Raw genomic sequence first — 24,679 nt, 5'->3', positions numbered from 1 at the left:
CACCCCTTTTTTTCCGTTCGGGTTCCCAACTTTAATAACCCTCTGTTTTTTTAACCCCCCCCCCCCGCCCGTCGACGGAACGTTCCGTCGACGGGCGCCGCGCATACACAGATACCCTTGACAGGTGACCGACGCCCAAGAGACCGCAGCAGACAGCTCACTGCGAACCACCGGAGGCGCCCCTCCGGACGACGTCGAAACGGCGCCGACCCCCTTGCTCGAGCCCCGCGACGGCATTCCGCCGGTGATCGCCGACGAGGAGTCCCTCGCCGCGATGATCGCCGCCTACGCCCGCGGCACCGGCCCCGTGGCCGTCGACGCCGAACGCGCGTCCGGCTACCGGTACGGCCAGCGCGCCTATCTCGTCCAGCTCCGCCGCGAGGGCGCGGGCTCCGCGCTCATCGACCCCGTCGCCTGCCCCGACCTCTCCGCTCTCGGCGAGGCCCTCGGCGACACGGAGTGGGTGCTGCACGCGGCCACCCAGGACCTGCCGTGCCTGCGCGAAATAGGCATGGTGCCGTCGCGGATCTTCGACACGGAGCTGGCGGGGCGGCTCGCCGGGTTCCCGCGGGTGGGGCTCGGCGCGATGGTCGAGGGCGTACTCGGCTTCGTACTGGAGAAGGGGCACTCCGCCGTCGACTGGTCGACGCGGCCGCTGCCCGAGCCCTGGCTCCGGTACGCGGCGCTCGACGTCGAGCTCCTCGTCGACCTGCGCGACGCCCTGGAGAAGGAGCTCGACCGCCAGGGCAAGCTGGAGTGGGCCCGCGAGGAGTTCGACGCCATCGCCTCCGCGCCGCCCGCGCCGCCCCGCAAGGACCCCTGGCGCCGGACGTCCGGCATGCACAAGGTGCGGCGGCGCCGGCAGATGGCGGTCGTACGGGAGCTGTGGACCGCGCGCGACAAGGTCGCGCAGCGGCGCGACGTCTCCCCCGGCAAGGTGCTCAGCGACGGCGCGATCGTCGAGGCGGCGCTCGCCCTGCCGCCGAACGTGCACGCGCTCGCCGCGCTCCCCGGGTTCGGGCACCGCATGGGGCGGCGCCAGCTGGAGCAGTGGCAGGCCGCGGTGGACCGCGCCAAGGCGCTGCCCGACTCCGAGCTTCCGCAGCCCGGGCAGACGGTGAGCGGGCCGCCGCCGCCCCGCTCCTGGGCGGACCGTGACCCCGCGGCCGCGGCGCGGCTCTCCGCGGCGCGGGCGGCCATCTCCTCGCTCGCCGAGCAGCTGAACATGCCCCAGGAGAACCTGATCACTCCGGACACGGTCCGGCGCGTCTGCTGGGAGCCTCCGGCCCAGGTGGACGCGGACTCCGTGTCCGCGGCCCTAGCCACCCACGGCGCCCGCCCCTGGCAGATCACCCAGGTCACCCCGCCCCTGGTCACGGCCCTGTCCTGACCCCGGCCCGTCGCCCCTGTCCCGCCGCTCCGCGGCGGATGTCTCCCACCCGCCCGTTTGCCCTGCACCAGCCCCGCAACGTAACCACCCACCCGTCCACCCGCGGGGTAAACGGGTGGACGGGTGGGAGAGATCCGCCGCGAAGCGGCGGTACAGGGCCGGCCCCACCGGCCGACAGGGCGGCACAGTTGGAGCCCGGGCCCGGAAAAGACCGCCCAAGCCCGCCGCCAGGCAAGTGTGACCTTCGCCTCCCCGAGCCAGGACTGGGCAGCCTAGTTACCGACAAGTAGCATGGACCCCGGAAGCGCGCCGCAGGCGTGGCGCACCCGCACCCTGGAGGAGAGCCATCGTGCCTCGTACCGTCAGGGACGTCGTCTTCGTGGACGGCGTCCGCACCCCGTTCGGCAAGGCGGGTCCGAAGGGCATCTACCACGAGACCCGTGCCGATGACCTCATCGTGAAGGCCATCCGGGAGCTGCTGCGCCGCAACCCGGACCTCGACCCCGCCAAGATCGACGAGGTCGCCATCGCCGCGACCACGCAGATCGGCGACCAGGGCCTGACGATCGGCCGCACCGCCGGCATCCTCGCCGGGCTCCCGCAGTCCGTGCCCGGCTACTCCATCGACCGCATGTGCGCCGGCGCCCTGACCGCCGTGACCTCGGTCGCGGGCAGCGTCGCCTTCGGTGCGTACGACATCGCCATCGCCGGTGGCGTCGAGCACATGGGCCGCCACCCCATGGGCGAGGGCGTCGACCCGAACCCCCGCTTCGTCAGCGAGAAGCTGGTCGACGAGTCCGCCCTGTTCATGGGCATGACCGCCGAGAACCTGCACGACCGCTACCCGAGCATCACCAAGCGGCGCGCCGACGAGTACGCGGTGCGCTCGCAGGAGAAGGCCGCCAAGGCGTACGCCGACGGCAAGATCCAGGCGGACCTGGTGCCGATCTCCGTACGCCGTACCAACGAAGAGGCCGGTGAGACCGGCTGGGGCCTCGCCACCGCCGACGAGCCGATGCGTCCGGGCACCACCCTGGAGAACCTCGCCGGGCTGAAGACGCCGTTCCGTACGCACGGCCGCGTCACGGCCGGCAACGCCGCGGGTCTCAACGACGGCGCCACCGCCTCCCTCATCGCCTCCGAGGAGTTCGCGCGGGAGAACAACCTCCCCGTCAAGATGCGCCTCGTCTCGTACTCCTTCGCGGGCGTCGAGCCGGAGGTCATGGGTTACGGCCCGATCCCGGCCACGGAGAAGGCGCTCGCCCAGGCGGGCCTGTCCATCTCCGACATCGGTCTCTTCGAGATCAACGAGGCGTTCGCCGTGCAGGTGCTCGCCTTCCTGGAGCACTACGGCATCGCGGACGACGACGCGCGCGTCAACCAGTACGGCGGCGCCATCGCGTACGGCCACCCGCTCGCCTCCTCCGGCGTACGCCTGATGACGCAGCTGGCGCGGCAGTTCGAGGAGCAGCCCGAGGTGCGCTACGGCCTCACGACCATGTGCGTCGGCTTCGGCATGGGCGCGACGGTCATCTGGGAGAACCCGAACCACAAGGACGCCGGAGGCGACAAGTGAGCACCACGACCGCTGAGCTTCTGAAGGGTGCGGCCGAGCTGTTCCCCGACGAGGTCGTCACGCAGGCGCACGTACGCCACCTCGACCTCCCCCGGGGTGCGGGCCGCTTCGCGCTCATCACCCTCGACAACGGCTTCGACCACACCAAGCCGACCACCTTCGGGCCGCAGTCCCTCGCCAACCTGAACACGGCGATCGACCAGGTCGAGAAGGAGGCGGCCGAGGGCGCCATCGTCGGTGCCGGCATCACCGGCAAGCCGTTCATCTTCGCTGTCGGCGCCGACCTCAAGGGCGTCGAGCTGCTGAAGCGCCACGAGGACGCGCTCGCCATCGGCAAGGGCGGCCACGAGGTCTTCAAGCGGCTCTCCGGGCTCGCCGTGCCGACCTTCGCGTACTACAACGGCGCCGCGATGGGCGGTGGCGTCGAGGTCGGTCTGCACTGCTCCTACCGCACCGTCTCCAAGGCGCTGCCCGCCTTCTCGCTGCCCGAGGTCTTCCTCGGCCTGGTCCCGGGCTGGGGCGGCTGCGCGCTGCTCCCGAACCTGATCGGCGCGGACAAGGCCGTCTCGGTCATCATCGAGAACTCGCTCAACCAGAACCGTCAGCTCAAGGGCAAGCAGGTCTTCGAGCTCGGGATCGCCGACGCCCTCTTCGAGGGCGCCGACTTCCTGGAGCAGTCGCTGATCTGGACGGCGTCCGTCCTGACCGGCTCGGTCGAGGTAGTGCGTCCGGAGATCGACCGCGGCGAGGGCTGGGACGCCGCCGTCGCCCGCGGCCGTGCCATCGCCGACTCCAAGGTGCACGGCGCCGCTCCGGCCGCCTACCGCGCCCTGGAGATCATCGAGGCCGCCAAGGACGGTGACCTCCAGAAGGGCTTCGACGCCGAGGACAAGGCGCTCGCCGACCTCATCATGGGCGGTGAACTGCGCGCGGGCATCTACTCGTTCAACCTCGTGCAGAAGCGCGGCAAGCGCCCGGCCGGCGCCCCGGACAAGAACCTGGCGCGCCCGGTCACCAAGGTCGGCGTCGTCGGCGCCGGTCTGATGGCCTCGCAGCTCGCCCTGCTCTTCCTGCGCCGCCTGGAGGTGCCGGTCGTGCTGACCGACATCGACCAGGAGCGCGTCGACAAGGGTGTGGGCTACGTCCAGGCCGAGATCGACAAGCTGCTCGGCAAGGGCCGCATCAACCAGGACAAGGCCAACCGCCTCAAGGCGCTGGTGAGCGGCGTCCTGGACAAGGCCGAGGGCTTCTCCGACGCCGACTTCATCATCGAGGCCGTCTTCGAGGAGATCGGCGTCAAGCAGCAGGTGTTCGCCGAGGTCGAGGCCGTCGCCCCGGCGCACGCCATCCTCGCCACCAACACCTCGTCGCTGTCGGTCACCGAGATGGCGTCGAAGCTGAAGCACCCCGAGCGGGTCGTCGGCTTCCACTTCTTCAACCCGGTCGCGATCCTGCCGCTCCTGGAGATCGTGCGCGGCGAGCGGACCGACGACGCCTCGCTGGCCACGGCGTTCGGTGTCGCCAAGAAGCTGAAGAAGACCGCGGTGCTCGTGAAGGACGCCCCGGCGTTCGTCGTGAACCGCATCCTCACCCGCTTCATGGGCGAGATCCAGAACGTCATCGACGAGGGCACCCCGGTCGCGGTCGCCGAGAAGGCCATCGAGCCGCTCGGTCTGCCGATGTCGCCGCTGGTGCTCCTGGAGCTGGTCGGCCCGGCCATCGGTCTGCACGTGTCCGAGACGCTGAACCGCGCCTTCCCGGACCGCTTCACGGTCTCCCCGAACCTCGCGGCCGTCGTCAAGGCGGGCAAGCGCGGCTTCTACGTCTACGACTCCGGCAAGCCGGAGCTTGACCCCGAGGTCGCCGCTCTCCTCAAGCAGGGCGATGTCGTCCTGACCGAGGAGCAGGTGCGGGACCGCGTCCTCGACGCGGTGGCGCAGGAGATCGGGCTCATGCTCGACGAGGGCGTCGTCGCCGAGGCCCAGGACATCGACCTCTGCCTGATCACCGGCGCGGGCTGGCCCTTCCACCTGGGCGGCATCACGCCGTACCTGGACCGTGAGGGCGTCAGCGAGCGGGTGAACGGCAAGCGGTTCCTGGCACAGGGCGTGGCGAGCGTCCCGGAGTAACGCGCACGGCAACGACGGTGGGCCGTACGGGAGCTGACCCGTACGGCCCACCGTCGTCTGTTCACACCCGTCTGTTCACACCTGGGTCCATGCCTCCAGCGCGAGCCCCGGCTCCGCCTTCTGACGGGCGAGCCGCAGTGTGCCGTCGAGGCCGATCGCCGCCATGACGACGCGGCCCCGCGCGTCCAGCGCCAGCGCCGGGGCGCCCAGGCACGGTTCACCGGTCTCGGCCCACCACAGGCCCGCGGCCTCGTCCTCCGTGGGGAACGCGGCGAGCGCGGGGCGGCCGGTTTTCGCGCGGTGCGCGAGGACCGTGCAGTCGTGGCCGTCTATGGTCGTCCGCAGGGCCGCCGTGGGCCCTGTACCGGGGGCTCCGCCGAGCGGGACCGGGGTCGCGGGGCCGCCGTCCACCGGGCGGTGGGCGAGCATGCCGCCGCCGAGGACGTCGGCGGCGTAGTACGTGAGACGGTCGGGGCCGGTCTCCAGGGCGGCGCCCGAGCCGGGGGCCGGGGCGAGCGGGATGTCGTCCGCGCGGAGCAGCTCGCCGCCCTGCTTCTCCTGGGCCCAGCGCAGCGTCGTCTCGGCGCCGGGCGCGAGGACCTCCACGCGGCCGGCGGTGGTGGCGAGGGCGACGATGCCGTCCAGGGCCGCGCGGACCTTGAAGTCCTTCCAGCCCTCCCACTTGCCGCCCTTGCCCTCGCGGCGCATCCGTACGCTGTTCACGGCGTCCCGCACGAAGACGTGGACCGTGCCCGCGGCGTCCACGGCGGCGGCGGGCGCGCCGAGGTGCGGCGCGCGCTCGACGAGTTTGGTGTGCGGGTTGCCGAGCGAGCGCCAGTCCATGAGCGGCCGCCCCGTCTGGTACTGGATGGAGTGCACGAGGTCGACGACGGCCTTGCCGTCGGCTTCGCGCCGCTCACGGCGGCCCACGAAGTGCACGTATCCGTCGGCGCCCTGAGCCAGCGTCAGGCATGTCAGGTCGGGCGCCTCGAAGAAGTCGGGGCCCGTCCAGTCGGGGCCGCCGGGCGCGCTCTGGGTCCAGCGCAGCAGTCCGTCTTCGGTACGGGCGTACGCGGTGAGCCGGCCGTCGCTGCCGCGCAGCAGCCAGCGGGCGGTCTCCGGGGCACCGGTGCTGACGTACCTCGTCCTCGACGGCATGACTCGGCGGCAACCCTTCCACGTTCACGTGCGCACAGCGTTCTGCCCTTTAGTTTACGTTTGCCGTATGAGAACTCTTGTCGTCGTCGACGCCGCGAACGTCGTCGGTTCCGTGCCGGACGGCTGGTGGCACGACCGCCGCGGAGCTGCCGAGCGGCTGCGCGACCGGCTCGTCGTGTACGCCGAGGAGGGCATCCCGGGGCATCCGGGGCCGCTGGAGATGGTCCTCGTCGTCGAGGGGGCCGCGAGAGGCGTCGATCCGGTGCCCGGCGTACGTGTCGAGAGCGCGCCCGGCAGTGGCGACGACCGCGTCGTGGAGGTGGCCGCCGAGGCGGCGGGCCGGCCGTGCGTGGTGGTCACGGCCGACCGCGAACTGCGGCGCAGGGTCGCGGAGTCGGGCGCCGAGTGCGTGGGCCCGCGGATCGTACGCCCTTGAAGCCGCCCTCCCTGTCTCGCGCCGTCCGCGGCGCGCCAAGTAGGCCAGTTTTCGGTGCTCCGGCCCCGGCTCCCCGGGCCTACAGTTCTTGGCCAGAGGGGCACTCGTCAGTGCCCCCGGCCCCCAGCCCCCGGGCTCGCGTCGAGATCAGGCCTCAGGCGGCCGGGGCGACGCTCCGCGGCGAACGCGGCCCCGGCCCACGCGTCCTCATCCCGGCCCGGGGCGACTCCCGCGTCCCCGGGTCATGAGGACGGAGACGCGAGGGGACGGAGAAGCCCTGCCCCCCGCGCCCGATCGGCCGCCGCTGCTTCGAGCGACTCAGCGGCGGCCGTGAGCTGTGGTGGCCCGGCTTCAGCCCCGGTTTCAGGCCCCTGCCTCAAAGCCCCGCGGAGTCCGACGGGGGAGGCTCGGGCAGTCGCAGCCCGTGGTGGACGATGGCGTGGGAGAGGTCGGTCAGGTCGCTGTCGCGGGCATGGGCATGGGAGCGCAGCAGGGCCAGCGCCTGGCCGGTGGTGAGGGCGTGGCGGTGGCTGATCATGCCGGTGGCCTGGTGGACGACGGCATCGACGGGCAGGAGCCAGGCGTCGGCGGCGTCGTCCTCGCCGGGGGCGGGCACGGCCAGGAGCAGCAGCTCGGCGGCGCGTACATAAATGCGGGCAGTGGCCAGGTCCGCTTCGGGCAGCATCCCGGGCCGGTCGCGGTAGAGGCACAGGGCGAGCCCCGGCTGGGGCAGGGTGTGGCCGGCGGGGACCGCGGGGAGCGCGAAGACGGCCCGGATGCCGTGGGCGCGGGCCTGCGCGGCGTAGACGGGCCAGGCTCCGGCGACGTCGACGTCGTCGAGGTCGGGGGCGATGACCGGCACGAGGCGGCTCAGGGCCTGGACACAGGGGCCTTCGCCGAGGTTCACCTGGAGGGCTTCCCCCCGGGCGGCCAGCGGACCCTCGGCGGCCAGGGAGACGCGCTGCGCCAGCGCGGCGTCCGCCGCCAGCGTCAGACCCACCGAACAGGCCCGGCTCAGCTCTGTCCGGCACGCACGCGCGAGGCTGCCGGCCGGGTCTGGGCGGTCGAGATGGATGGCGGCGAGTTCGACGGCTGCCGCCCGGGCGGCGGTCATGGGGACAGGAAGACGGGTGCGGCGCGAGAGCACGCACCAAGGACTGTGCGCATGGTGTGCTTCCGATCTTTGGCACTCAACCGCCGATGCTGCCCTTGATCGGAAGCCAATGTCAGGATTGCCGTGCGAGACAGAACTGTCTGTGCGAGTACGGGCAGTTGTTTCCACCCTACGCTCCTGACACCGCCCCGCAATGGCAGAGGCCCGCGATGAGATCAGGCGTCATAGACTGAGTGGGCCGTTTCCCAGGCTAATTCGGCCAGGCAGGAGGTGACGGGCCGTGGTCTCCAAGGGCGACCTCGCCGCTGTGCTGGCGAGCCTGCGCCCGGCGCCCGACAGCGTCGGCCCGGTCGGCGCGGACGCGGCCCGGTGCGCCCGTGCGCTGGGGGTCGACGGCGTGGCCGTGTCCGTCACGGTCGCCGGCGGCCTCAATGAGCTGCTGTGGTCCACCCCGGGTGTCAGCACCCGGCTGGAGGACCTGCAGTTCACCCTGGGGCAGGGGCCGGGCCCGGAGGTCGCCGTTTCGGCCACGGCCGTCTCGGTGCCCGACCTGGCGGGCGAGCCCGTCGACCGGTGGCCGACCCTGCTGCCCGAGGCGCTCGCGCTGGGGATCGGGGCCGTGTTCTGTCTGCCGCTGCTGGTCGGCACGGCCTGTCTGGGCACCATGACCCTGCAGCGGGCGAGGCCCGGCCCGCTGGAGGAGCTGTCCCTGGCCGACGCGTGGATCGTCACGCGCGCGCTGACCGCCGCGCTCGTGCGGGACGGTGGACAGTGGGAGGCCTTCGCCGCCGCGGAGGACGGGTCGCACTTCTACCGTGCCGCCGTGCACCAGGCGACCGGGATGATCAGTGTGCAGGCCGGCGTCTCCCTGGCCGAGTCGCTGATCCGGTTGCGGGCCCACGCCTTCCGCCATGGAAGGCCGTTGATCGAGGTCGCGGAGGACGTGGTAGCCCGTCGGGTGCATTTTCGCCATGATGATGGAGACGAGCCGGGCGCTGCTGGCCGGCGGAGGGACTGAAGGGCATGACTCGAGAAGAACGCCTGCTGGCGGCCGTCATCGACGCGGTCGACACGCTCGTCGACGATTTCGACCTGATCGACTTCCTGCACACGCTCTGCGATCGCTGCACGGAGCTGCTCGACGTGTCGGCGGTGGGCGTCATGCTCGAGGATCCCGGCGGCAGACTGCAGCTGATCGCCGCCTCGGACGAGCACACCCGCCTGCTGGAGCTCTTCGCGCTCCAGCACGACCAGGGCCCGTGCGTGGAGACCCACAAGACCGGCACGGTGCGGCTGAACATCGACCTGACCTCACCGGTGGCCACCAGCGCCTTCCCGGTCTTCGCGGCCCGCGCCCGCCAGGCCGGTTTCCTCGTCACCCACGCGCTGCCGATGCGCCTGCGCGAAGAGGTCATCGGCGCGCTGAACCTCTTCGACACCCGCTCGCAGGACCTCTCCCCCGCCGACGCGCGAGTCGCGCAGGCGCTGGCGGACGTGGCGACCATCGCCATCCTGCAGCACCGCACCCTCACCCACGCCAACCAGCAGCGCGCGCAGATGCACGCGGCCCTGATCAGCCGTGTCGTCATCGAGCAGGCCAAGGGCGTCCTCGCCGAACGCTGGAGCACCGGCGTCGACGACGCCTTCGACGCGCTGCGCCGCCACGCCCGCGCCCACCAGCTGGGTCTGACCTGGCTGTGCCGCCAGATCATCGACGGACACCTCGACACCGACGCCATAGCACGCCCCTGACCACCCACCGCCCCCTCAGCCACCCCTTCCCGCGACCTCTCGTTGGGACACCCCATGGATGACGACCACGCCGCCGCCTGGCTACGGATCGGCGCCTCCGAGGGCGGCATCAGCCTCGCCTCGGCCTGCCGGGCCTGCGCCTCGGACCTGGAGGCCGACTGCCTCGGCGTGACCCTGGTCGTCTCCGGTGAACTGCGCCTGCTTGGCCACGCCACCGACGAGCGCGCCCGGCGCCTCGAGGACGCCCAGCTCACCACCGGAGAGGGTCCCTGCACCGACGCCTTCGTGCAGCACACCCTGGTGGAGGAAGCGGACCTGGACCAGGCGTTCGCCCGGTGGCCCGCCTTCACCCAGGCCGCCGCCGAGCAGCTGATGCGCTCCGTGGCAGCTCTCCCCCTGGCCACCGGCCAGCTGCGCATCGGCGCCATGGACCTCTACCGCACCACGCCCGGCCTCCTCACCGACCGGCAGAAATCCCTGGGCCGCGCCTACGCCCGCATCCTCGCCCTGCTTGCCCTCGACGAGCACCCCCACCTGCTGACCGCCGAGCACCGCCCGCCCCGGCCCGGTCCACAGGGCTACCCGCCCAGCGTCCACATGGCCGCCGGCATCCTCGCCGAGACGTACCAGCTCCCCCCGGACGACGCCCTGGCCCGTATGCGCGCCCACGCCTTCCGCCACAACCAGCCGCTCCACCAGACCGCCGACCACGTCCTGACCCACCACACCCTCGACTGACGCGCATACGCCCTTCGGGGCCGTCACCGCCCCCGGTGGTCCACCCGTACGTACACCACCGCCCCGTCCACCCACAGCACCGGCTCGTACCCCACCGCCAGGGCACGTCGCAGGGACGGGACGCGGGCCGGGGCGTACGGCAGGCCCCGGGAGTCGTCGACCACCAGGGCCGGCGGGTGGGCCCGCCACTCCTCGCGGAAGGCGGGCCAGGCGCCGTCGACCGCGTACTTCTCCCCCACCTGGGGGCCGTTGCGGCCGCCGCTGTAGTTGGTGAGCAGCCCGGCCGTGAGGAAGCGGCTCGCGGGGGCGCGGTCGGCCAGCCAGTACGCCTCCGGGTGTATCCCCCAGAACAGCACCTTCGCGTCGGGCGCGGTGTGTGCCCTGACGGTCTCCGCGAGGCGGGTGGCGTGCGCCAGTTCGGGGCGTGGCGCGAGGAGGCCCCAGGCCAGGAACAGCGCGGACGCGCACCCCGAGGCGAGGACCGCGCGGACCGTCCGTTCACGCGGCAGGATCTGTAGCGCCGCCGTGCCCAACAGGGCCAGCGGCGGCATGAGTTGCAGGTAGTAGTGCCCGAAGAAGTGGAAGCCGAGGAGCACCGCGGCCACCGACGAGGCGAGCCACAGCCACAGCTCGCCCGCCCCGGTACGGGCGACGCGCAGGACGCGTACGACCGGTGGGACGATGCCCGCGCAGGCCACCGCGAGGATCGCGGCGTTCACCAACCCCCGCCCGAGGACGTGGAGTTCGGAGCCCGTGAACGAGGCGTACGCGCCCGAGCCCGTCACCGTCCAGAACAGGAACCCCCAGGGCGTCGTCAGGGCGGCCGCGGCCAGGACGGGAGCGCACAGGCCGGCGCACAGGCGCGGGACGTCCCGGCGTGGGGCGCCGCCCCGCCACAGCAGCCACAGGACCGGCAGGAGCACCGCCCCGCCGGTCTGCTTGGCGAGGAACGCGCACGCCACCGCGGTCCCCGCGGCGCCCCAGCGGCGGCGGTCCGCGCACCACATGGCGGCGGCCGTGCACGGCAGCATGAAGATCTCGAAGGTGGCCGCCTGGGCGTCCTCCGGGTTGAGGCCGATCGAGACCAGGAGGTACAGGACGCCCGCCGTGCGCCCCGCGCCGTCCCCCCAGCGGCGCCGGGCCAGCGAGGCGAGCAGCACCGCCGTCAGGAGCTGCGCGGCGAGGGCGAGGATCTTCAGCGGCAGCAGCGAGGTGTCGCCGAAGAGCGCGAAGGACCCCGCGTAGAGCCAGGGGACGAGCGGTGGCTTGCGGTCGACGACCGTCTCGTAGAGTTCACCGCCGTCGGCCAACATCCGTGCCTGTACGGCGAGATAGCCCTCGTCGGGATTCCACAGCGGCCACCGGAAGGAGGGCAGGCGGGTCACGCACGCCAGGGTGGCGAAGAGCGGGAGCAGCCGCGTCCAGTAGGCGCCCCGGGGGTCGGGGACGTACTCCTCGCGCGGGCCCGGCACCCGTAGGTCGCGTACGGGGCGTAGTGAGGTGGGGGGCGCGGCGGGCATACGGTGCACGCTATCCGGCCCCGCAGTTCCCGACGGATCGGGACATACGGGGCCGGAGCCACATGCCTGCCGAATGGCGGGTGACTATCGTGCGCCGTCGGCGGGGAACCGCTTCCCGCGTAGGCCCAACTGGCTGTGCGAACGCCCGTACGCGAAGTAGACGACGAAGCCGAGCGCCATCCAGATGCCGAACCGCAGCCAGGTCTCGGCGGGCAGGTTCAGCATCAGCCACACCGAGGCCGCCACCGAGAGGATGGGCACCAGGGGCACCATCGGGGTGCGGAAGGCACGGGGCAGGTCGGGGCGGGTGCGGCGCAGGATGATGACGCTCAGGGCGACGACGACGAAGGCGAAGAGCGTGCCGATGTTCACCAGTTCGGCGAGTTCGTTGAGGCTGGTGAAACCGGCGAGTACCGCGATGAGCACACCGAGCAGGATGGTCGGCCGGTGCGGTGTCCTGTACTTCGGGTGGACGTGCGAGAAGAACCGGGGCAGCAGCCCGTCCCTGCTCATCGCGAAGAAGACGCGGGTCTGGCCGAGCAGCAGGATCATGCAGACGGTGGTGAGGCCGACGGCGGCGCCGAAACTGATGATGCCCGCGTAGGCGGGGTGCCCGGTGGATTTGAAGGCGTCGGCCAGTGGGGCGTCCACGGAGAGTTCGCTGTAGTGCTGCATGCCCGTGACGACGATCGACACGGCGACGTACAGGACCGTGCAGATGAGGAGGGAGCCGAGGATGCCGCGCGGCATGTCGCGCTGCGGCAGCTTGGTCTCCTCGGCGGCGGTGGCCACGATGTCGAAGCCGATGAAGGCGAAGAAGACGACCGAGGCGGCCGTGAAGATGCCGAGGACGCCGAAGTTGGTGGGCGCGTAGCCGAACATCAGCTGGATCAGCGGCGACTGGATGCTGTCGCCCGGGGGCACCTCCTGCGCCTTGGGGATGAACGGCTTGTAGTTGTCGGCCTTGATGAAGAAGGCGCCCGCGATGATGACGATCAGGACGACGGCCACCTTGATGGCCACGACGACCGTGGTCACGCGCGCGGAGAGCTTCATGCCGAGGACGAGGACGACCGTGAGGACGAGTACCAGGGCGAAGGCGAGGATGTCGAAGCCGAAGCCGTCGGCGGCGTCGGGCCCGGTGAGCACCTCCGGCAGATGCCAGCCCGCGTTGTCCATCAGCGAGCGGACGTAGCCGGACCAGCCGACGGCGACCACGGCGGTGCCGAGGGCGAACTCCAGTACCAGGTCCCAGCCGATGATCCAGGCGGGCAGTTCGCCCAGTGAGGCGTAGGAGAAGGTGTACGCCGATCCGGCCACCGGCACGGTCGAGGCGAACTCCGCGTAGCAGAGGGCGGCGAGCGCGCAGACGACGCCCGCGACGACGAAGGCGAGCGCGGTGGCGGGCCCCGCGGTCTCCTTGGCCACCTTTCCGGTCAGGACGAAGATGCCGGTGCCGATGATGACGCCGACGCCGAAGACCGTGAGGTCGAGGGCGGAGAGCGACTTCTTGAGCGCGTGCTCCGGCTCCTCGGTGTCCTCGATGGACTGCTCGACGCTCTTTGTTCGGAACAGGGTACTTGTCACGGGTGAACCTCCACGCTTGTCGTCCCGTCGTCCCCGACATGATCGAGAGGCCGAGTACCCCCAACGCCCCGGCACGGGCCCATTCACGCGAATGGGCCGGTCCCACCACCCGTACAGGGTGTCGGGACCGGCCCATCGGCCGCGTACGTTGACGCTCAGTCGCGGGCGGGCTCCACGGACTCCACGGCGGCGGCCGAGCGCTCGTACCGTCCGTCGAGCTTGGCGACCAGACCCGTCACCTGGCGGGCGATGTCCGGGGCGGTCAGGCCGATCTCGGCCATGACCTCCTTGCGGGAGGCGTGGTCGAGGAAGCGCGGCGGGATGCCGAAGTCGCGCAGCGGCACGTCCACGCCCGCGTCGCGCAGCGCCTGGGCGATCGCCGAACCGACGCCGCCCGCGCGGGAGTTGTCCTCGACGGTGACGACGACGCGGTGCCGCTCGGCGAGCGGCGCCATGGCCTCGTCGACCGGCTTGACCCAGCGCGGGTCGACGACGGTCGTGGTGATGCCCTGCTTGTCGAGCAGGCCGGCGATCTCCAGGCACATGGGGGCGAGCGCGCCGACGGAGACCAGCAGCACGTCGGGCCTCTCGCCGCCCGCCTCGCGCAGCACGTCCATGCCGCCGACCTTGCCGACGGCCCTGACCGCCGGGCCGACCGCGCCCTTGGAGTAGCGCACGACGGTCGGCGCGTCGTCGACCTCGACGGCCTCGCGCAGCTGGAGGCGGACCTGGTCGGCGTCGCGCGGCGCGGCGATCCGCAGGGTCGGCACGCACTGGAGGATCGACATGTCCCACATGCCGTTGTGCGAGGCGCCGTCCGTGCCGGTGACACCCGCCCGGTCCAGGACGAAGGTGACGCCGCATTTGTGCAGGGCCACGTCCATCAGGAGCTGGTCGAAGGCGCGGTTGAGGAACGTCGCGTAGACCGCGAAGACGGGGTGCAGGCCGCCGGTGGCGAGGCCCGCCGCGGAGACGGCCGCGTGCTGCTCGGCGATGCCGACGTCGTAGACCCGGTCGGGGAACTCCTCGGCGAACTTCTTCAGGCCGACCGGCTGCAGCATGGCGGCCGTGATGGCGACGATGTCCTCGCGCTCCCGGCCGAGCTTGACCATCTCCTCGCCGAAGACGGACGTCCAGTCCATGCCGCCCGAGGCGATGGGCAGCCCGGTGTCGGGGTGGATCGGGCCGATGCCGTGGAAGTGGTCGGCCTCGTCCTCCTCGGCGGGCTGGTAGCCGCGGCCCTTCTCGGTGAGGCAGTGCACGATGACCGGGCCGCCGAAGCGCTTGGCGCGCTGCAGCGCGGACTCCAGGGCCTCGATGTCGTGGCCGTCGATCGGACCGACGTACTTCAGGCCGAGGTCCTCGAACATGCCCTGCGGGGCGATGAAGTCCTTCAGGCCCTTCTTTGCGCCGTGCAGCGTCTCGTAGAGCGGCCTGCCGACGACCGGCGTGCGCTCCAGGAGGTCCTTGCCGCGGGCGAGGAACCGCTCGTAGCCGTCGGTCGTGCGCAGCGTCGCGAGATGGTTGGCGAGGCCACCGATCGTGGGGGCGTAGGAACGCTCGTTGTCGTTGACGACGATGACCAGCGGGCGGTCCTTGGCGGCCGCGATGTTGTTCAGCGCCTCCCAGGCCATGCCGCCGGTGAGCGCGCCGTCACCGATGACGGCGACGACGTGGTCGTCCTTGCCGCGCACCTCGTTCGCCTTGGCGAGGCCGTCGGCCCAGCCGAGGACCGTGGAGGCGTGGCTGTTCTCGATCACGTCGTGCTCGGACTCGGCGCGCGAGGGGTAGCCGGAGATGCCGCCCTTGGTGCGCAGCTTGCCGAAGTCCTGGCGGCCGGTGAGCAGCTTGTGCACATAGCTCTGGTGGCCGGTGTCGAAGAGGACCTTGTCCTGCGGCGACTCGAAGACGCGGTGCAGGGCGATGGTGAGCTCGACCACGCCGAGGTTGGGGCCGAGATGGCCGCCGGTCTTGGAGACCGCCTCGACGAGGAAGCTGCGGATCTCTCCGGCCAGCTGGTTCAGCTCCTCGGGACTGAGCCGGTCCAGATCGCGCGGTCCCGTGATGCGGGTCAGCAGCGGCACCCGTGCCTCCTTGCAGTAGAGCTGAGATGTGCTGTTCGAGCGTTGCCGGGTCTGTCGAGTCTAATGTTCCGCGACAGGCACCCGCCTCCGGGAGGCACATTTCCCGGACACACGGAAACCCCGCGCCCCTTGGCAGGGACGCGGGGAAAGCCCCGGCCGAGCGCTACGCCCGCCCCGCCGACTTCTGGGTACGCCGCGAAACAGAGTCGATGACCACCGCCGCGAGCAGCACCGCACCCGTGATCATGTACTGAATCTCACTCGCCATGCCCAGCAGGTTCAGCCCCTGCTGGATCGACTGGATCACGAGCATGCCGAGGAGCGCGGACCACACCTTGCCGCGCCCGCCGAAGAGGCTCGTCCCGCCGATGACGGCCGCCGCGATCACCATCATCAGCGTGTTGCCGCCGCCCAGGCTCTTCGTGGCGCCACCGGAGAGGCTCGCCACGAACAGGCCGCCGAAGGCCGCCAGCATGCCGGAGATCGCGAAGACGGTGATCCGGACCCGGTCGACGTTGATGCCGGCCCGGCGTGCGGCCTCCGCGTTGCCGCCGACCGCGAAGACCTGGCGGCCGAAGGTGGTGCGCCGCGCCACGAAGTCCGCGATCACCAGGACGGCGAGGAAGAGCACCAGGGCCAGCGGCAGCCCGCGGGCCCCGACCGGCTCGTTCAGGACGTACGCGGCGCCGCCCGCGAGGACGGCGACGACGACCGTGCGCAGCACGATCTCGCTGACCGGGCGCGAGGGCAGCCCGGCGGCCTTGCGGCGCCTGCTGTCGAGCAGCAGGGACGCGGCGTACGCGATGATCGCGACGGCGGCGAGACCGTAGGCCGCGCCCTTCTCCGCGAAGAAGTGCCCGGTGAGGTCCTCGACGACGCTGCCCTCGGGAGTGTTGATGCTCCCCTCGCCGCCCATCAGCCAGATCTGCAGACCGCTCCAGCCGAGGAAGCCCGCGAGGGTGACCACGAAGGCGGGCACGCCGATCTTGGCGAAGAAGAACCCGTGGACGGCGCCGATGACCAGTCCGGCCAGGATGGCGAGGACGACGGCGAGCCAGTCGTTGAGGCCATGGGTGACGCTGAGCACGGCCCAGACCGCCGCGCCCATGCCGGCCACCGAACCGACCGAGAGGTCGATCTCGCCGAGCAGCAGGACGAAGACGATGCCGACGGCCATGATGCCGAGGCCGGAGGTGAAGACCGCGATGTTCGCGAGGCTGCTCGCGTCCAGGAAGTGGTCGTTCTTCAGCTGGAAGACGACCGCGATGACGATCAGGCCGATGACGACGGGCAGCGAGCCCAGCTCACCGCCGCGCATCTTGCGCTTGAACTCGGTCCAGTAGCCGGCCAGGCCCTCCTCGCGGACGAGCAGGCGCGGGTCGACGGCGGGGGCGGGCGCGGCGGAGGCCGGGGCGCCGGAGGAGGACGCGGAGGACGCGGCGTTCCGGGGGGTCTTGGGGGTCTTGGCGAGGTCGCTCACTTCGCTCCCTCCTTCGGTGCCGTGGCCGTACGCGCCTTGCGGCGGGTCACGGCGTTGTCCGTGGCGCCGGTGATCGCGGCGATGATCTCTTCGTTGGTGGTGTCGGCGACGGGGAAGATGCCGTTGTTGCGGCCGAGCCGCAGCACCGCGACCTTGTCCGCGACGGCCTTCACGTCGGCCATGTTGTGGCTGATGAGGATCACGCCGTGACCGCGCTCGCGCAGCCGCTCCACCAGGTCGAGGACCTGTGCGGTCTGCTCGACGCCGAGGGCCGCGGTGGGCTCGTCGAGGATGACGACCTTGGGGTCGCCGACCAGCGCGCGGGCGATGGCGACGACCTGGCGCTGACCGCCGGAGAGCGCCGCGACCGGGATGCGGACGCTGGGTATGCGGATGGAGAGGGTGTCCAGGAGCTCCCTGGCCCGCTTCTCCATCTTGATCTCGTCGAGGACGGAGACGCTCTTCAGCTCGCTGCCGAGGAAGAGGTTGGCGACGACATCGAGGTTGTCGCAGAGGGCGAGGTCCTGGTAGACGGTGGCCACGCCGAGGTTCTGGGCGTCGTGCGGCCGGCCGATGCGGACCGGGCGGCCCTCCCACTCGATGGTGCCGTCGTCGATCGGGTGGACGCCCGAGATCGTCTTGACGAGGGTGGACTTGCCGGCGCCGTTGTCGCCGACCAGGGCGACCACCTCACCGGTGTGGATTTCGAGGTCTACGTCCGTGAGCGCCTGGACGGCGCCGAACCGCTTGGAGACCCCGCGCAACGCCAGCACGGGCGTAGCGGACACGTGAATCATCTCCTTCGCCGCCTGACCGGCGGGGATGGTGGTGCAGCAAGGGCAGGGCCGGTGCCCGCCCCCCGTTTGCGGGGCGGATGAACGGGGCGGGCACCGGACCGGTACGGGAAGCGGGGTTACTTGATGCCCGCGGCGTCGCACGCCTTCTTGTACTGGGCGGTGCAGATCTCGCCGACCTTGTAGACCTTGTCCTTGACGATCGTGTCGGCGACCTCGTTCTTGGTGATCGCCTGCGCGTCGTACAGCTTGGCCGGGATGCCCTTGAAGTCGCCGCTGAGCGAGTCGACCTTGCGGTCGGTGATCGCGTCGATGGCCTTGTCCTGGAGCAGCGCCACGGCGATCTCGGCGGTGGTCTCGGCCTCCGGCTTGATCTCCTTGTAGATCGTGTAGTCCTGGTCGCCGCTCAGCAGGCGCTGCACGCCCGCGAGTTCGGCGTCCTGGCCACCGACCGGGACCTTGATGCCGCGCTGCTTGAGGGCGGTGATCACGCCGCCCGCCATGCCGTCGTTGGCGGCGTAGACGCCCTGGATGCCGTCCTTGCCGAGCTTGTCGATCGCGGAGGACATCTTGCGGTTCGCCTCGTCCGGCGACCAGTCCGGGATGTCCTGCTCGTACGCGATCTTCTTGACCTTCTTGTCGAGCACCGAGTGGGCGCCCTTCTTGAAGAAGGGGGCGTTCGGGTCGGTCGGCGAGCCGTTGATCATGACGACGTTGGCGTCCTTGGCCTTGGAGCCGAGCGCCTTGACCATGGCCCCGCCCTGGAGGCGGCCGATCTTCTCGTTGTCGTAACTGACGTAGGCGGCGAGCGGGCCCTCGGCGAGGCGGTCGTACGCGACGACCTTCACGCCCTGCTTGTCGGCCCGCTCGACCCAGGACTTGGTGGACTTGTAGTCGACCGCGTCCAGAATGATCACCTTGACGCCCTGGGTGATGAGGGCGTCGAACTGCTTCTTCTGGTTCTCGATGTCCTGAGCGGCGTTGTTGTACTTGACCTTGCAGTCCGAGCAGAGTTCCTTGATCTTCGCCTCCATGATGGGGCGGTCGAAGGTCTCGTACCGGGTGGTCTTGTTCTCGGGGAGCAGCAGACCAATGGTCTTGGTGTCGCCGCCGCTGCCCTTGTCGTCGCCGTCTCCGGCCTTGCCGCACGCGGTCATGGCCAGTGCCATCGAAACCGCGGCCGTGCCTATGACGACGCGACGCGTCACTGCGTTCATGGTGGGGTGCCTCCCTGACGAGGCCGCGTCGTTGCGGCCGAGGTGGCTCGAAGTCAACTCGGCCGCCACACCAGCGTCAAGGAGTAAATCCTTAACGAGATGACAACGGTGCCATGCGTTATCTAAGTGAAGGCAGGTGCGCCCGCGGGGAGCGTTCCGTCCAAAAGGGTTGAATCGCCCATCTCGCTGAGTGCGAGGGCCAGCGCGCCGAGCACCTCGGCGCGGCCGCCAAGTGCCCCGGGAAGCACGGTCAGTTGACGCGCCGCGCTCGGGATCGCGTACCGCCCGACGGACTCCCGGATGGGGCCGAGCACCAGCTCACCGGCCTCCGCGAGGTCGCCGCCGAGGACGACCCGGGAGGGGTTGAGGAGGTTGCAGAGATTCGCGACGCCGCTGCCGATGTGCCGCCCGACGTCGGCGATCACGCGCCGGCACCCCGGGTCACCGTCCCGCGCGAGGCCCACCACGCGCTCCATGGTGAGGTCCGTGCCGTGGCTGGACTGGAGCAGCGGCAGGACATAACGGGCGGCGGTGAAGGTCTCCAGGCAGCCGCGGTTGCCGCAGCGGCAGACCGGACCCGACTCGTCGAGGGTGATGTGGCCGATCTCCCCGGCGGTGCCGCCGGGCCCCCGGTAGATCCGCCCGCTGATCACGAGCCCCGCGCCGACACCGCTCGCGACCTTGATGTACGCCAGGTCCTTGACCCCGCGGCCGCTCCCCCAGACCAGCTCGCCGAGCGCGCCGAGGTTGGCGTCGTTGTCCACGTGCACCGGCACGCCGAGGCGGGCGCCCAGCTCCTCGGCGGGCTTGGTGCCGGTCCAGCCAGGCAGGATCGAGGTCGAGCCGAGCGTCCCGGACTCCACGTCGATGGGCCCCGGCACGCCGAGCCCCACGCCGGTGATCTTCGCGCGGTCCACGCCGGTGCCCGCGAGCAGCCTGCTGACCAGCTGCTCGGCCCGGTCGAAGCCCTGCGCGGCGGACGCGTCCACGTCCAGCGGCTCGGCCTCCTCGGCGAGCACCTGGTGGGCGAGGTTGCCGACCGCCACGCGCAGATGCGTATGTCCGAAATCGACGCCGATGACGATGCCAGCGTCGCCGCTGAGCGAGACGCTGCGGGCCCGCCTGCCGCCCGCCGAGGTGGGCGTGACCTCGACCGTTCCGCCGTCCTTCAGCTCCCGCACGATGTTGGAGACCGTCGCCGCCGACAGGCCCGTCGTCCTTGCGATCTCCGCCTGCGTGAGCGACCCGGCGAGCCGTACGGCGCGTACGACCCGCTCCAGGTTGGCCCGGTGCAGAGAGGACTGCGACCCCGGAGTCTCCATTGACTCTTCCACCTTTGCCGTATGACGTACGGCACAGGGCCGCCCGTACAAGTTGTGAACTCCAAGCTCCGATGAAGGGGTTGGCGCAGTCAAGTCCTTGACGGAAATAGACGCCACTGGAACAGCGGAAAAAAACCGGGCCCGGCGGAAGGCACCTCCCGCCGGGCCCGGTTTCGGACGCCGCTACTTCACCGACCCCGCCGTGAGCCCCGACACCACATGCCGCTCGATGAAGGCGAACAGCACGATGACCGGCACGATGGCGACCACGGACGCGGCGAAGAGGTAGTTCCACTGGACCGTGTAGTTGCCGATGAAGTTGTTGATGCCGACCGTCAGCGGCTGTTTGTCCGGCTCGGTCGTGAGGGTCAGGCCCATCACGAACTCGTTCCAGGACGTGATGAAGGTGAAGATCACGGCCGTGACCACGCCGGGGAGCGCGAGCGGCAGCGTCACCCTGATCATGGCGCCGAAGCGGCTGGTGCCGTCCACCATGGCGGCCTCCTCCAGCTCCGGGGGGATCGAGCTGATGTACGCCGTCAGGATCCACACGGCGAAGGCGAGGTTGAACGCCGCGTTGGTGAGGATCAGCGTCCAGACCGAGTTCAGCATGTCCAGCTGGTGGAACTCGCGGTAGAGGCCGACGAGCAGGGCCGTGGGCTGGAACATCTGGGTGACCAGGACCAGGAGCAGGAAGAGCTTGCGGCCCCGGTAGCGCATGCGTGCCGTGTAGTACGCGGCGGGCAGCGAGACGAGCAGGACCAGCAGCGTGGCGCCGCCCGCCACGAGCAGGGTGACCTGGAGGTTCTGTCCTAGCTCGGACTCCTTCCAGACGTCGATGAAGTTGGCCCACTCCAGGTTCTGGGGCAGGTACGTGCGGTCCCGCAGCTCCTCCTTGGGGCGCAGCGCGGTGACGATCATCTCCAGGTACGGCGCGAGGAAGACCGCCGCCAGGAGCCAGGCGCAGGCCGTGATGACCAGGGTGCGGGGCCGGAAGGCGCGTTTGGGTGTGCGGCCCTTCTCGGGCGCGGGGCGGGTCGCCGTCGCGGTGGCCATCAGTCCTCCTCGTTCCACCGGCTGACCTTCAGGAAGATCAGCACGAGCACCACGACCATCAGGAAGTTGACGACCGACATGGCCGCGGACTCACCGATGTCGGTCTCCTTCAGCTTGTACATGAACACCATCGACGTGGAGGTGTCGTAGCCCGGACCGCCCTGGGTCATGGCCCAGATGATCGGGAAGGAGTTGAAGACGTTGATGAGGTTGATGACCACGCCGACGAGGAAGGCGGGCCGCAGCATCGGCAGCGTGATGTGGCGGTACGTCTGCCAGGGCCCGGCCCCGTCGATCCGCGACGCCTCGTAGACGTCCTGCGGGATCGTCTGGAGCCCGGCGAGGAGCGTGTACGTGGTGAAGGGCAGGGAGACGAAGACGGCGACGGCCATCATCCAGGGCCAGGCGGTCTCCGGCTTGCCGAGCCAGTCCCTGGAGCTGTCGATGAGGCCGAGGTCAAGCATCACGGTGTTGAGGACGCCCGCGGTCTGGTTGAGCATCCACTTGAAGCCGATGGCGGTCATCAGGACGGAGGCCGCCCAGGGGGCGATGAGCGCCCAGCGGGTGATGCGGCGGCCCGGGAACTTCTGGTTGAAGAGCTGGGCGAGGGCCAGGGAGAGCAGCATCGTGACGGTGACGACGACGACCGTCCAGATGACGGTCCAGGTCAGGACGGCCCCGAAGTCGCTCTCCTCGAAGAGCTTCTTGAACTTGTCGGTCCCGGCGCTGCCGCGCACCTTGCCGGAGATGGAGATGTTGAGGAACGAGGTGCGGATCAGCTCGATGACGGGCCAGACGACCACGGCGAGGATCAGCAGGATGACGGGCGCTATCCAGGGCAGCGGGCCGAGCCGGGCGATGCCGCTGCGGCGGCTCACCGGCCTGGCCGCGCGCCCGCCCCGTCCCCGGCCTGGGCCGGCCGGGGACGGAGGGGCCTTCAGTGACACAAGGTCTCCTTGCGAACCGGGTGGACTGTGCGAACCAGTTGGACGAGGGGTGGGCTACTTGGCGTCGGCGGCCGCCGACTCCGCCTTCTTCTGGAGGTCGCCGAGGACCTGCTTCGGGTCGTCGACGACGGCCTTGCCGCCGGTCTTCTTGATCTCGGCGGAGACGAGGTCCCAGGAGGTGTCGCCCAGCGGGTAGAACTTGGCGTTCGGCAGCACCTCGAAGAACGGCTCCAGGTCCTTGTGCTTGCCGTTGCTCTGCATGGTCTTCAGGGCGTCCTGGGTGACCGGCATCAGGTTGTACATCTCGTCGAACGCCAGCATCTTCTTGGAGTACGTGAAGTCCAGGAACTTCTTCACGCCCTCCTTCTCCGCGCCGCCGTCCTTGAACGCCATCATCCAGTCGGCCACGCCGAGGGTGCTCTCCAGCGGCCCCTCCTTGCCGGGGATGGGCACGACGCCGTAGTCGACGTTGCCCTCCTTGGCCATCTGGATGAGGCTGGGGTGACCGTTGAGCATGCCGACCTTGCCGGCCGCGAAGTCGGCGAAGGCCGTCTTGCGGTCGGTGGAGGCGGGGTTGGCGTAGGTGAGGCCGGGCTTGACCAGCTTGGCCTTGAGCCACTCGAAGGTCTCGACGTTCTGGGCGCTGTCGATGGTGTACTTGCCGTCCGCGTCGGTGTAGCCGCCGCCGTTGCCCAGCTCCCACATCATCGTCTCGCCCTGGGTCTCCTCGGGGCCGAGCGGCAGGGCGTACGGGGTCTCTGCGGCCTTCTTGTCCTTGATCTTCTTCGCGGCGGCGGCGAGTTCGTCCCAGGTCTTCGGCGGGGTCTTCACGCCGGCCTTCTTGAAGACGTCCTTGTTGTAGAACATCACGCGGCTTGAGGAGACCCACGGTATGCCGTACTGGGTGCCGTCGACCTCACCGGCCTTGGCGAAGGTGGGGATGAGGTTCTCGCGGGTCTTGGCGGACATCACCTCGTCCGCCTTGTAGAGGAGGTCGTCGGCGACCTTGTCGGCGTAGCCGCCGGTCTGGAGCAGATCCGGCTCGTCGCCAGCCTGGATCATGTTCTTCACGGACTTGTCGATCTCGTTCCAGTTGATGACCTGGACGTCGACCTCGTAGCCCTTGTTGGCCTTCTCGAATTCCTTCTTGACCTGGTTCCAGTACACCTTGGAGGCGTTGGAGGCCTTGTCGCCGTAGTCGGCGGCGACGAGTTTGATCGTCTTGCTGTCGCCGCTGTCGCTGTCCCCGCCGCAGGCGGTGAGTCCCAGCGCCATGCAGAGCGTTGCCGCACCGGTGGCGACCATTCGATTCCTCATGCTGTTCAACCCTTCGACATCGGTGTCGACTTGAGCGCGTACAGTCGCACCCCCGCGGCGCCGTGGCGCCGACACTACTCACGGCCCGATTCGCCTCGACAGGCCTAGACCACTTTCGTGGCCAAGCTGAAATCACCTGCTCCGGCAGGTCACTTGAGGGCCCCGGCGGTCAGACCGGCCTGCACCTGGCGCTGGAAGACCGCGTAGACGACGAGCACCGGGACCATGGCGATCGTCAGGCCCGCGAAGAGCGCTCCCCAGTCGCCGCGGTAGCCCTGGGAGACCGCCAGCGAGGCGAGTCCCTGGGGCAGTACGTAGCTCTTCTCCTCCTCGTTGTTGAGCAGCAGCGGAAGCAGGTACTGGTTCCACTGGCCGAGGAAGTTGAAGATGCCGATGCTGACCAGGCCCGGCTTGGCCATCGGCAGCATGATCTGGAAGAAGGTGCGGGTGTGCGAGGCCCCGTCGACCATCGCCGCCTCCTGCACGCCGGTCGGCAGCGTACGGAAGAAGGAGGTCAGGAAGAAGGTGGTGAACGGCAGCGAGTACGCGATGTACGCGATCATCAGGCCCGGCCGGGTGTCGAGGAGCCCGAAGTTCTCCATCACGGCGAAGAGCGGGACGAGGGCGAGGATGACCGGGAACATCATGCCGCCCGCGAAGAGCATGAAGATCAGGCGGTTGCCGGGGAAGGTGAAGCGGGCGATGACGTACGCCGCCATCGAGCCGAGCAGCATCGTGCCGGTCAGTGAACCGGCCAGGATGATCAGTGAGTTGAGCGTGTACTGCCCGATGTTGGCCTTGTTCCACGCGTTGGTGAAGTTCTCCCAGTGGAAGGAGGCGGGCCAGCCCATCGGATCGCTGAGGATCTCGGCCGAGGGCCGGAACGCGGTGAGCGCGACCCAGATCAGCGGCCCGGCGGCGAGGACGACCCACAGGACGAGGAAGGCGTGCGAGAAGACGTTGAGGGTGGTGCCGCCCGCCTCCTTCTCGCGGCGGGGGGCCTCGGTGGCCTCGGGGCGGGGCGCGGCGGCGGCGGTCGTGGTCATGATGCAGTGGCTCCCG

General features: G+C 70.4%; 20 protein-coding genes. 7 read left to right on the top strand and 13 right to left on the bottom strand.

Annotation, left to right across the window (positions count from 1 at the left end):
* Nucleotides 1-124: 124 nt before the first annotated feature.
* From ACWDZ7_RS24305 to ACWDZ7_RS24295, 3 genes are all read left to right on the top strand, one after another.
* A complete protein-coding gene (locus ACWDZ7_RS24305) occupies nucleotides 125-1,390 on the top strand; it encodes a ribonuclease D (RefSeq protein ID WP_451799695.1) in 1,266 nt (421 codons plus the stop codon).
* A gap of 349 nt (nucleotides 1,391-1,739) precedes the next feature.
* Complete coding sequence (locus ACWDZ7_RS24300) at nucleotides 1,740-2,966, top strand: thiolase family protein (protein WP_451799694.1); 1,227 nt, start codon at nucleotides 1,740-1,742, stop codon at nucleotides 2,964-2,966.
* Nucleotides 2,963-5,095 carry a 3-hydroxyacyl-CoA dehydrogenase NAD-binding domain-containing protein gene (locus ACWDZ7_RS24295; RefSeq protein WP_451799692.1) on the top strand — a complete coding sequence of 711 codons (2,133 nt, stop codon included), beginning with the start codon at nucleotides 2,963-2,965 and terminating at the stop codon, nucleotides 5,093-5,095. The genes ACWDZ7_RS24300 and ACWDZ7_RS24295 overlap by 4 nt, the downstream gene beginning before the upstream one ends.
* Before the next feature lie 75 nt (nucleotides 5,096-5,170).
* On the opposite strand, the gene ACWDZ7_RS24290 is transcribed toward ACWDZ7_RS24295, so the two are convergent.
* On the bottom strand, nucleotides 5,171-6,253 hold the full coding sequence (locus ACWDZ7_RS24290) for a hypothetical protein (RefSeq protein WP_451799691.1): 1,083 nt from the start codon (nucleotides 6,251-6,253) through the stop codon (nucleotides 5,171-5,173).
* 67 nt (nucleotides 6,254-6,320) lie between these two features.
* Between ACWDZ7_RS24290 and ACWDZ7_RS24285 the strand changes: the two genes are divergently transcribed.
* The gene (locus ACWDZ7_RS24285) at nucleotides 6,321-6,689 is read left to right on the top strand and encodes an NTP pyrophosphohydrolase (RefSeq protein WP_451799690.1); all 369 of its coding nucleotides are present in this window, start codon (nucleotides 6,321-6,323) and stop codon (nucleotides 6,687-6,689) included.
* A gap of 376 nt (nucleotides 6,690-7,065) precedes the next feature.
* Here ACWDZ7_RS24285 and ACWDZ7_RS24280 read toward each other — a convergent pair whose 3' ends face one another.
* Nucleotides 7,066-7,803, bottom strand: coding sequence for a GAF and ANTAR domain-containing protein (locus ACWDZ7_RS24280; protein WP_451799689.1), 738 nt, complete (start codon nucleotides 7,801-7,803; stop codon nucleotides 7,066-7,068).
* A gap of 280 nt (nucleotides 7,804-8,083) precedes the next feature.
* Between ACWDZ7_RS24280 and ACWDZ7_RS24275 the strand changes: the two genes are divergently transcribed.
* From ACWDZ7_RS24275 to ACWDZ7_RS24265, 3 genes are read left to right on the top strand one after another with little or no spacing between them, the layout of a single operon-like run.
* Nucleotides 8,084-8,821 carry a GAF and ANTAR domain-containing protein gene (locus ACWDZ7_RS24275; protein WP_451799687.1) on the top strand — a complete coding sequence of 246 codons (738 nt, stop codon included), beginning with the start codon at nucleotides 8,084-8,086 and terminating at the stop codon, nucleotides 8,819-8,821.
* 5 nt (nucleotides 8,822-8,826) lie between these two features.
* Nucleotides 8,827-9,555, top strand: coding sequence for a GAF and ANTAR domain-containing protein (locus tag ACWDZ7_RS24270; protein WP_451799686.1), 729 nt, complete (start codon nucleotides 8,827-8,829; stop codon nucleotides 9,553-9,555).
* A gap of 54 nt (nucleotides 9,556-9,609) precedes the next feature.
* A complete protein-coding gene (locus tag ACWDZ7_RS24265) occupies nucleotides 9,610-10,293 on the top strand; it encodes a GAF and ANTAR domain-containing protein (RefSeq protein WP_451799684.1) in 684 nt (227 codons plus the stop codon).
* Between the two features lie 23 nt (nucleotides 10,294-10,316).
* Here the strand turns inward: ACWDZ7_RS24265 and ACWDZ7_RS24260 are convergent, their stop codons facing one another.
* From ACWDZ7_RS24260 to ACWDZ7_RS24210, 11 genes are all read right to left on the bottom strand, one after another.
* The gene (locus ACWDZ7_RS24260) at nucleotides 10,317-11,813 is read right to left on the bottom strand and encodes an ArnT family glycosyltransferase (protein WP_451799683.1); all 1,497 of its coding nucleotides are present in this window, start codon (nucleotides 11,811-11,813) and stop codon (nucleotides 10,317-10,319) included.
* An 84-nt stretch (nucleotides 11,814-11,897) separates the two neighbouring features.
* Nucleotides 11,898-13,400 (bottom strand): amino acid permease, encoded by a 1,503-nt coding sequence (locus tag ACWDZ7_RS24255; RefSeq protein ID WP_451799681.1) that lies wholly within the window; start codon nucleotides 13,398-13,400, stop codon nucleotides 11,898-11,900.
* Nucleotides 13,401-13,555: 155 nt separating this feature from the next.
* The gene (gene dxs, locus ACWDZ7_RS24250; protein WP_451799679.1) at nucleotides 13,556-15,484 is read right to left on the bottom strand and encodes a 1-deoxy-D-xylulose-5-phosphate synthase; all 1,929 of its coding nucleotides are present in this window, start codon (nucleotides 15,482-15,484) and stop codon (nucleotides 13,556-13,558) included.
* A 163-nt stretch (nucleotides 15,485-15,647) separates the two neighbouring features.
* Nucleotides 15,648-16,964 carry a sugar ABC transporter permease gene (locus tag ACWDZ7_RS24245; protein WP_451799677.1) on the bottom strand — a complete coding sequence of 439 codons (1,317 nt, stop codon included), beginning with the start codon at nucleotides 16,962-16,964 and terminating at the stop codon, nucleotides 15,648-15,650.
* Nucleotides 16,961-17,761, bottom strand: a complete 801-nt coding sequence (locus ACWDZ7_RS24240) for an ATP-binding cassette domain-containing protein (protein WP_451799676.1) — start codon at nucleotides 17,759-17,761, stop codon at nucleotides 16,961-16,963. Before ACWDZ7_RS24240 ends, ACWDZ7_RS24245 begins: the two co-directional genes overlap by 4 nt.
* A 116-nt stretch (nucleotides 17,762-17,877) precedes the next feature.
* Nucleotides 17,878-18,975, bottom strand: coding sequence for a substrate-binding domain-containing protein (locus ACWDZ7_RS24235; protein WP_451799674.1), 1,098 nt, complete (start codon nucleotides 18,973-18,975; stop codon nucleotides 17,878-17,880).
* Nucleotides 18,976-19,097: 122 nt separating this feature from the next.
* The gene (locus ACWDZ7_RS24230; protein WP_451799672.1) at nucleotides 19,098-20,297 is read right to left on the bottom strand and encodes an ROK family transcriptional regulator; all 1,200 of its coding nucleotides are present in this window, start codon (nucleotides 20,295-20,297) and stop codon (nucleotides 19,098-19,100) included.
* A gap of 183 nt (nucleotides 20,298-20,480) precedes the next feature.
* Entirely contained in the window at nucleotides 20,481-21,353 is an 873-nt protein-coding gene (locus tag ACWDZ7_RS24225) for a carbohydrate ABC transporter permease (RefSeq protein ID WP_451513420.1), read from the bottom strand.
* A complete protein-coding gene (locus tag ACWDZ7_RS24220) occupies nucleotides 21,353-22,300 on the bottom strand; it encodes a carbohydrate ABC transporter permease (protein ID WP_451799670.1) in 948 nt (315 codons plus the stop codon). Before ACWDZ7_RS24220 ends, ACWDZ7_RS24225 begins: the two co-directional genes overlap by 1 nt.
* A 54-nt stretch (nucleotides 22,301-22,354) precedes the next feature.
* Nucleotides 22,355-23,617 carry an extracellular solute-binding protein gene (locus ACWDZ7_RS24215; RefSeq protein WP_451799669.1) on the bottom strand — a complete coding sequence of 421 codons (1,263 nt, stop codon included), beginning with the start codon at nucleotides 23,615-23,617 and terminating at the stop codon, nucleotides 22,355-22,357.
* Between the two features lie 149 nt (nucleotides 23,618-23,766).
* Complete coding sequence (locus ACWDZ7_RS24210) at nucleotides 23,767-24,663, bottom strand: carbohydrate ABC transporter permease (protein ID WP_451799668.1); 897 nt, start codon at nucleotides 24,661-24,663, stop codon at nucleotides 23,767-23,769.
* Nucleotides 24,664-24,679: the final 16 nt, after the last annotated feature.

The organism is Streptomyces sp. NPDC003032 (genome assembly GCF_053591415.1).
This window is presented reverse-complemented; position numbering and strand designations above follow the sequence as displayed.

Coding starts and splice junctions, on each gene's coding strand:
- ACWDZ7_RS24290 (WP_451799691.1), bottom strand. CDS start 6,253: ATGCCGTCGAGGACGAGGTACGTCAGCACCGGTGCCCCGGAGACCGCC.
- ACWDZ7_RS24285 (WP_451799690.1), top strand. CDS start 6,321: ATGAGAACTCTTGTCGTCGTCGACGCCGCGAACGTCGTCGGTTCCGTG.
- ACWDZ7_RS24280 (WP_451799689.1), bottom strand. CDS start 7,803: ATGACCGCCGCCCGGGCGGCAGCCGTCGAACTCGCCGCCATCCATCTC.
- ACWDZ7_RS24270 (WP_451799686.1), top strand. CDS start 8,827: ATGACTCGAGAAGAACGCCTGCTGGCGGCCGTCATCGACGCGGTCGAC.
- ACWDZ7_RS24265 (WP_451799684.1), top strand. CDS start 9,610: ATGGATGACGACCACGCCGCCGCCTGGCTACGGATCGGCGCCTCCGAG.
- ACWDZ7_RS24260 (WP_451799683.1), bottom strand. CDS start 11,813: ATGCCCGCCGCGCCCCCCACCTCACTACGCCCCGTACGCGACCTACGG.
- ACWDZ7_RS24240 (WP_451799676.1), bottom strand. CDS start 17,761: ATGATTCACGTGTCCGCTACGCCCGTGCTGGCGTTGCGCGGGGTCTCC.
- ACWDZ7_RS24235 (WP_451799674.1), bottom strand. CDS start 18,975: ATGAACGCAGTGACGCGTCGCGTCGTCATAGGCACGGCCGCGGTTTCG.
- ACWDZ7_RS24230 (WP_451799672.1), bottom strand. CDS start 20,297: ATGGAGACTCCGGGGTCGCAGTCCTCTCTGCACCGGGCCAACCTGGAG.
- ACWDZ7_RS24225 (WP_451513420.1), bottom strand. CDS start 21,353: ATGGCCACCGCGACGGCGACCCGCCCCGCGCCCGAGAAGGGCCGCACA.
- ACWDZ7_RS24215 (WP_451799669.1), bottom strand. CDS start 23,617: ATGAGGAATCGAATGGTCGCCACCGGTGCGGCAACGCTCTGCATGGCG.
- ACWDZ7_RS24210 (WP_451799668.1), bottom strand. CDS start 24,663: ATGACCACGACCGCCGCCGCCGCGCCCCGCCCCGAGGCCACCGAGGCC.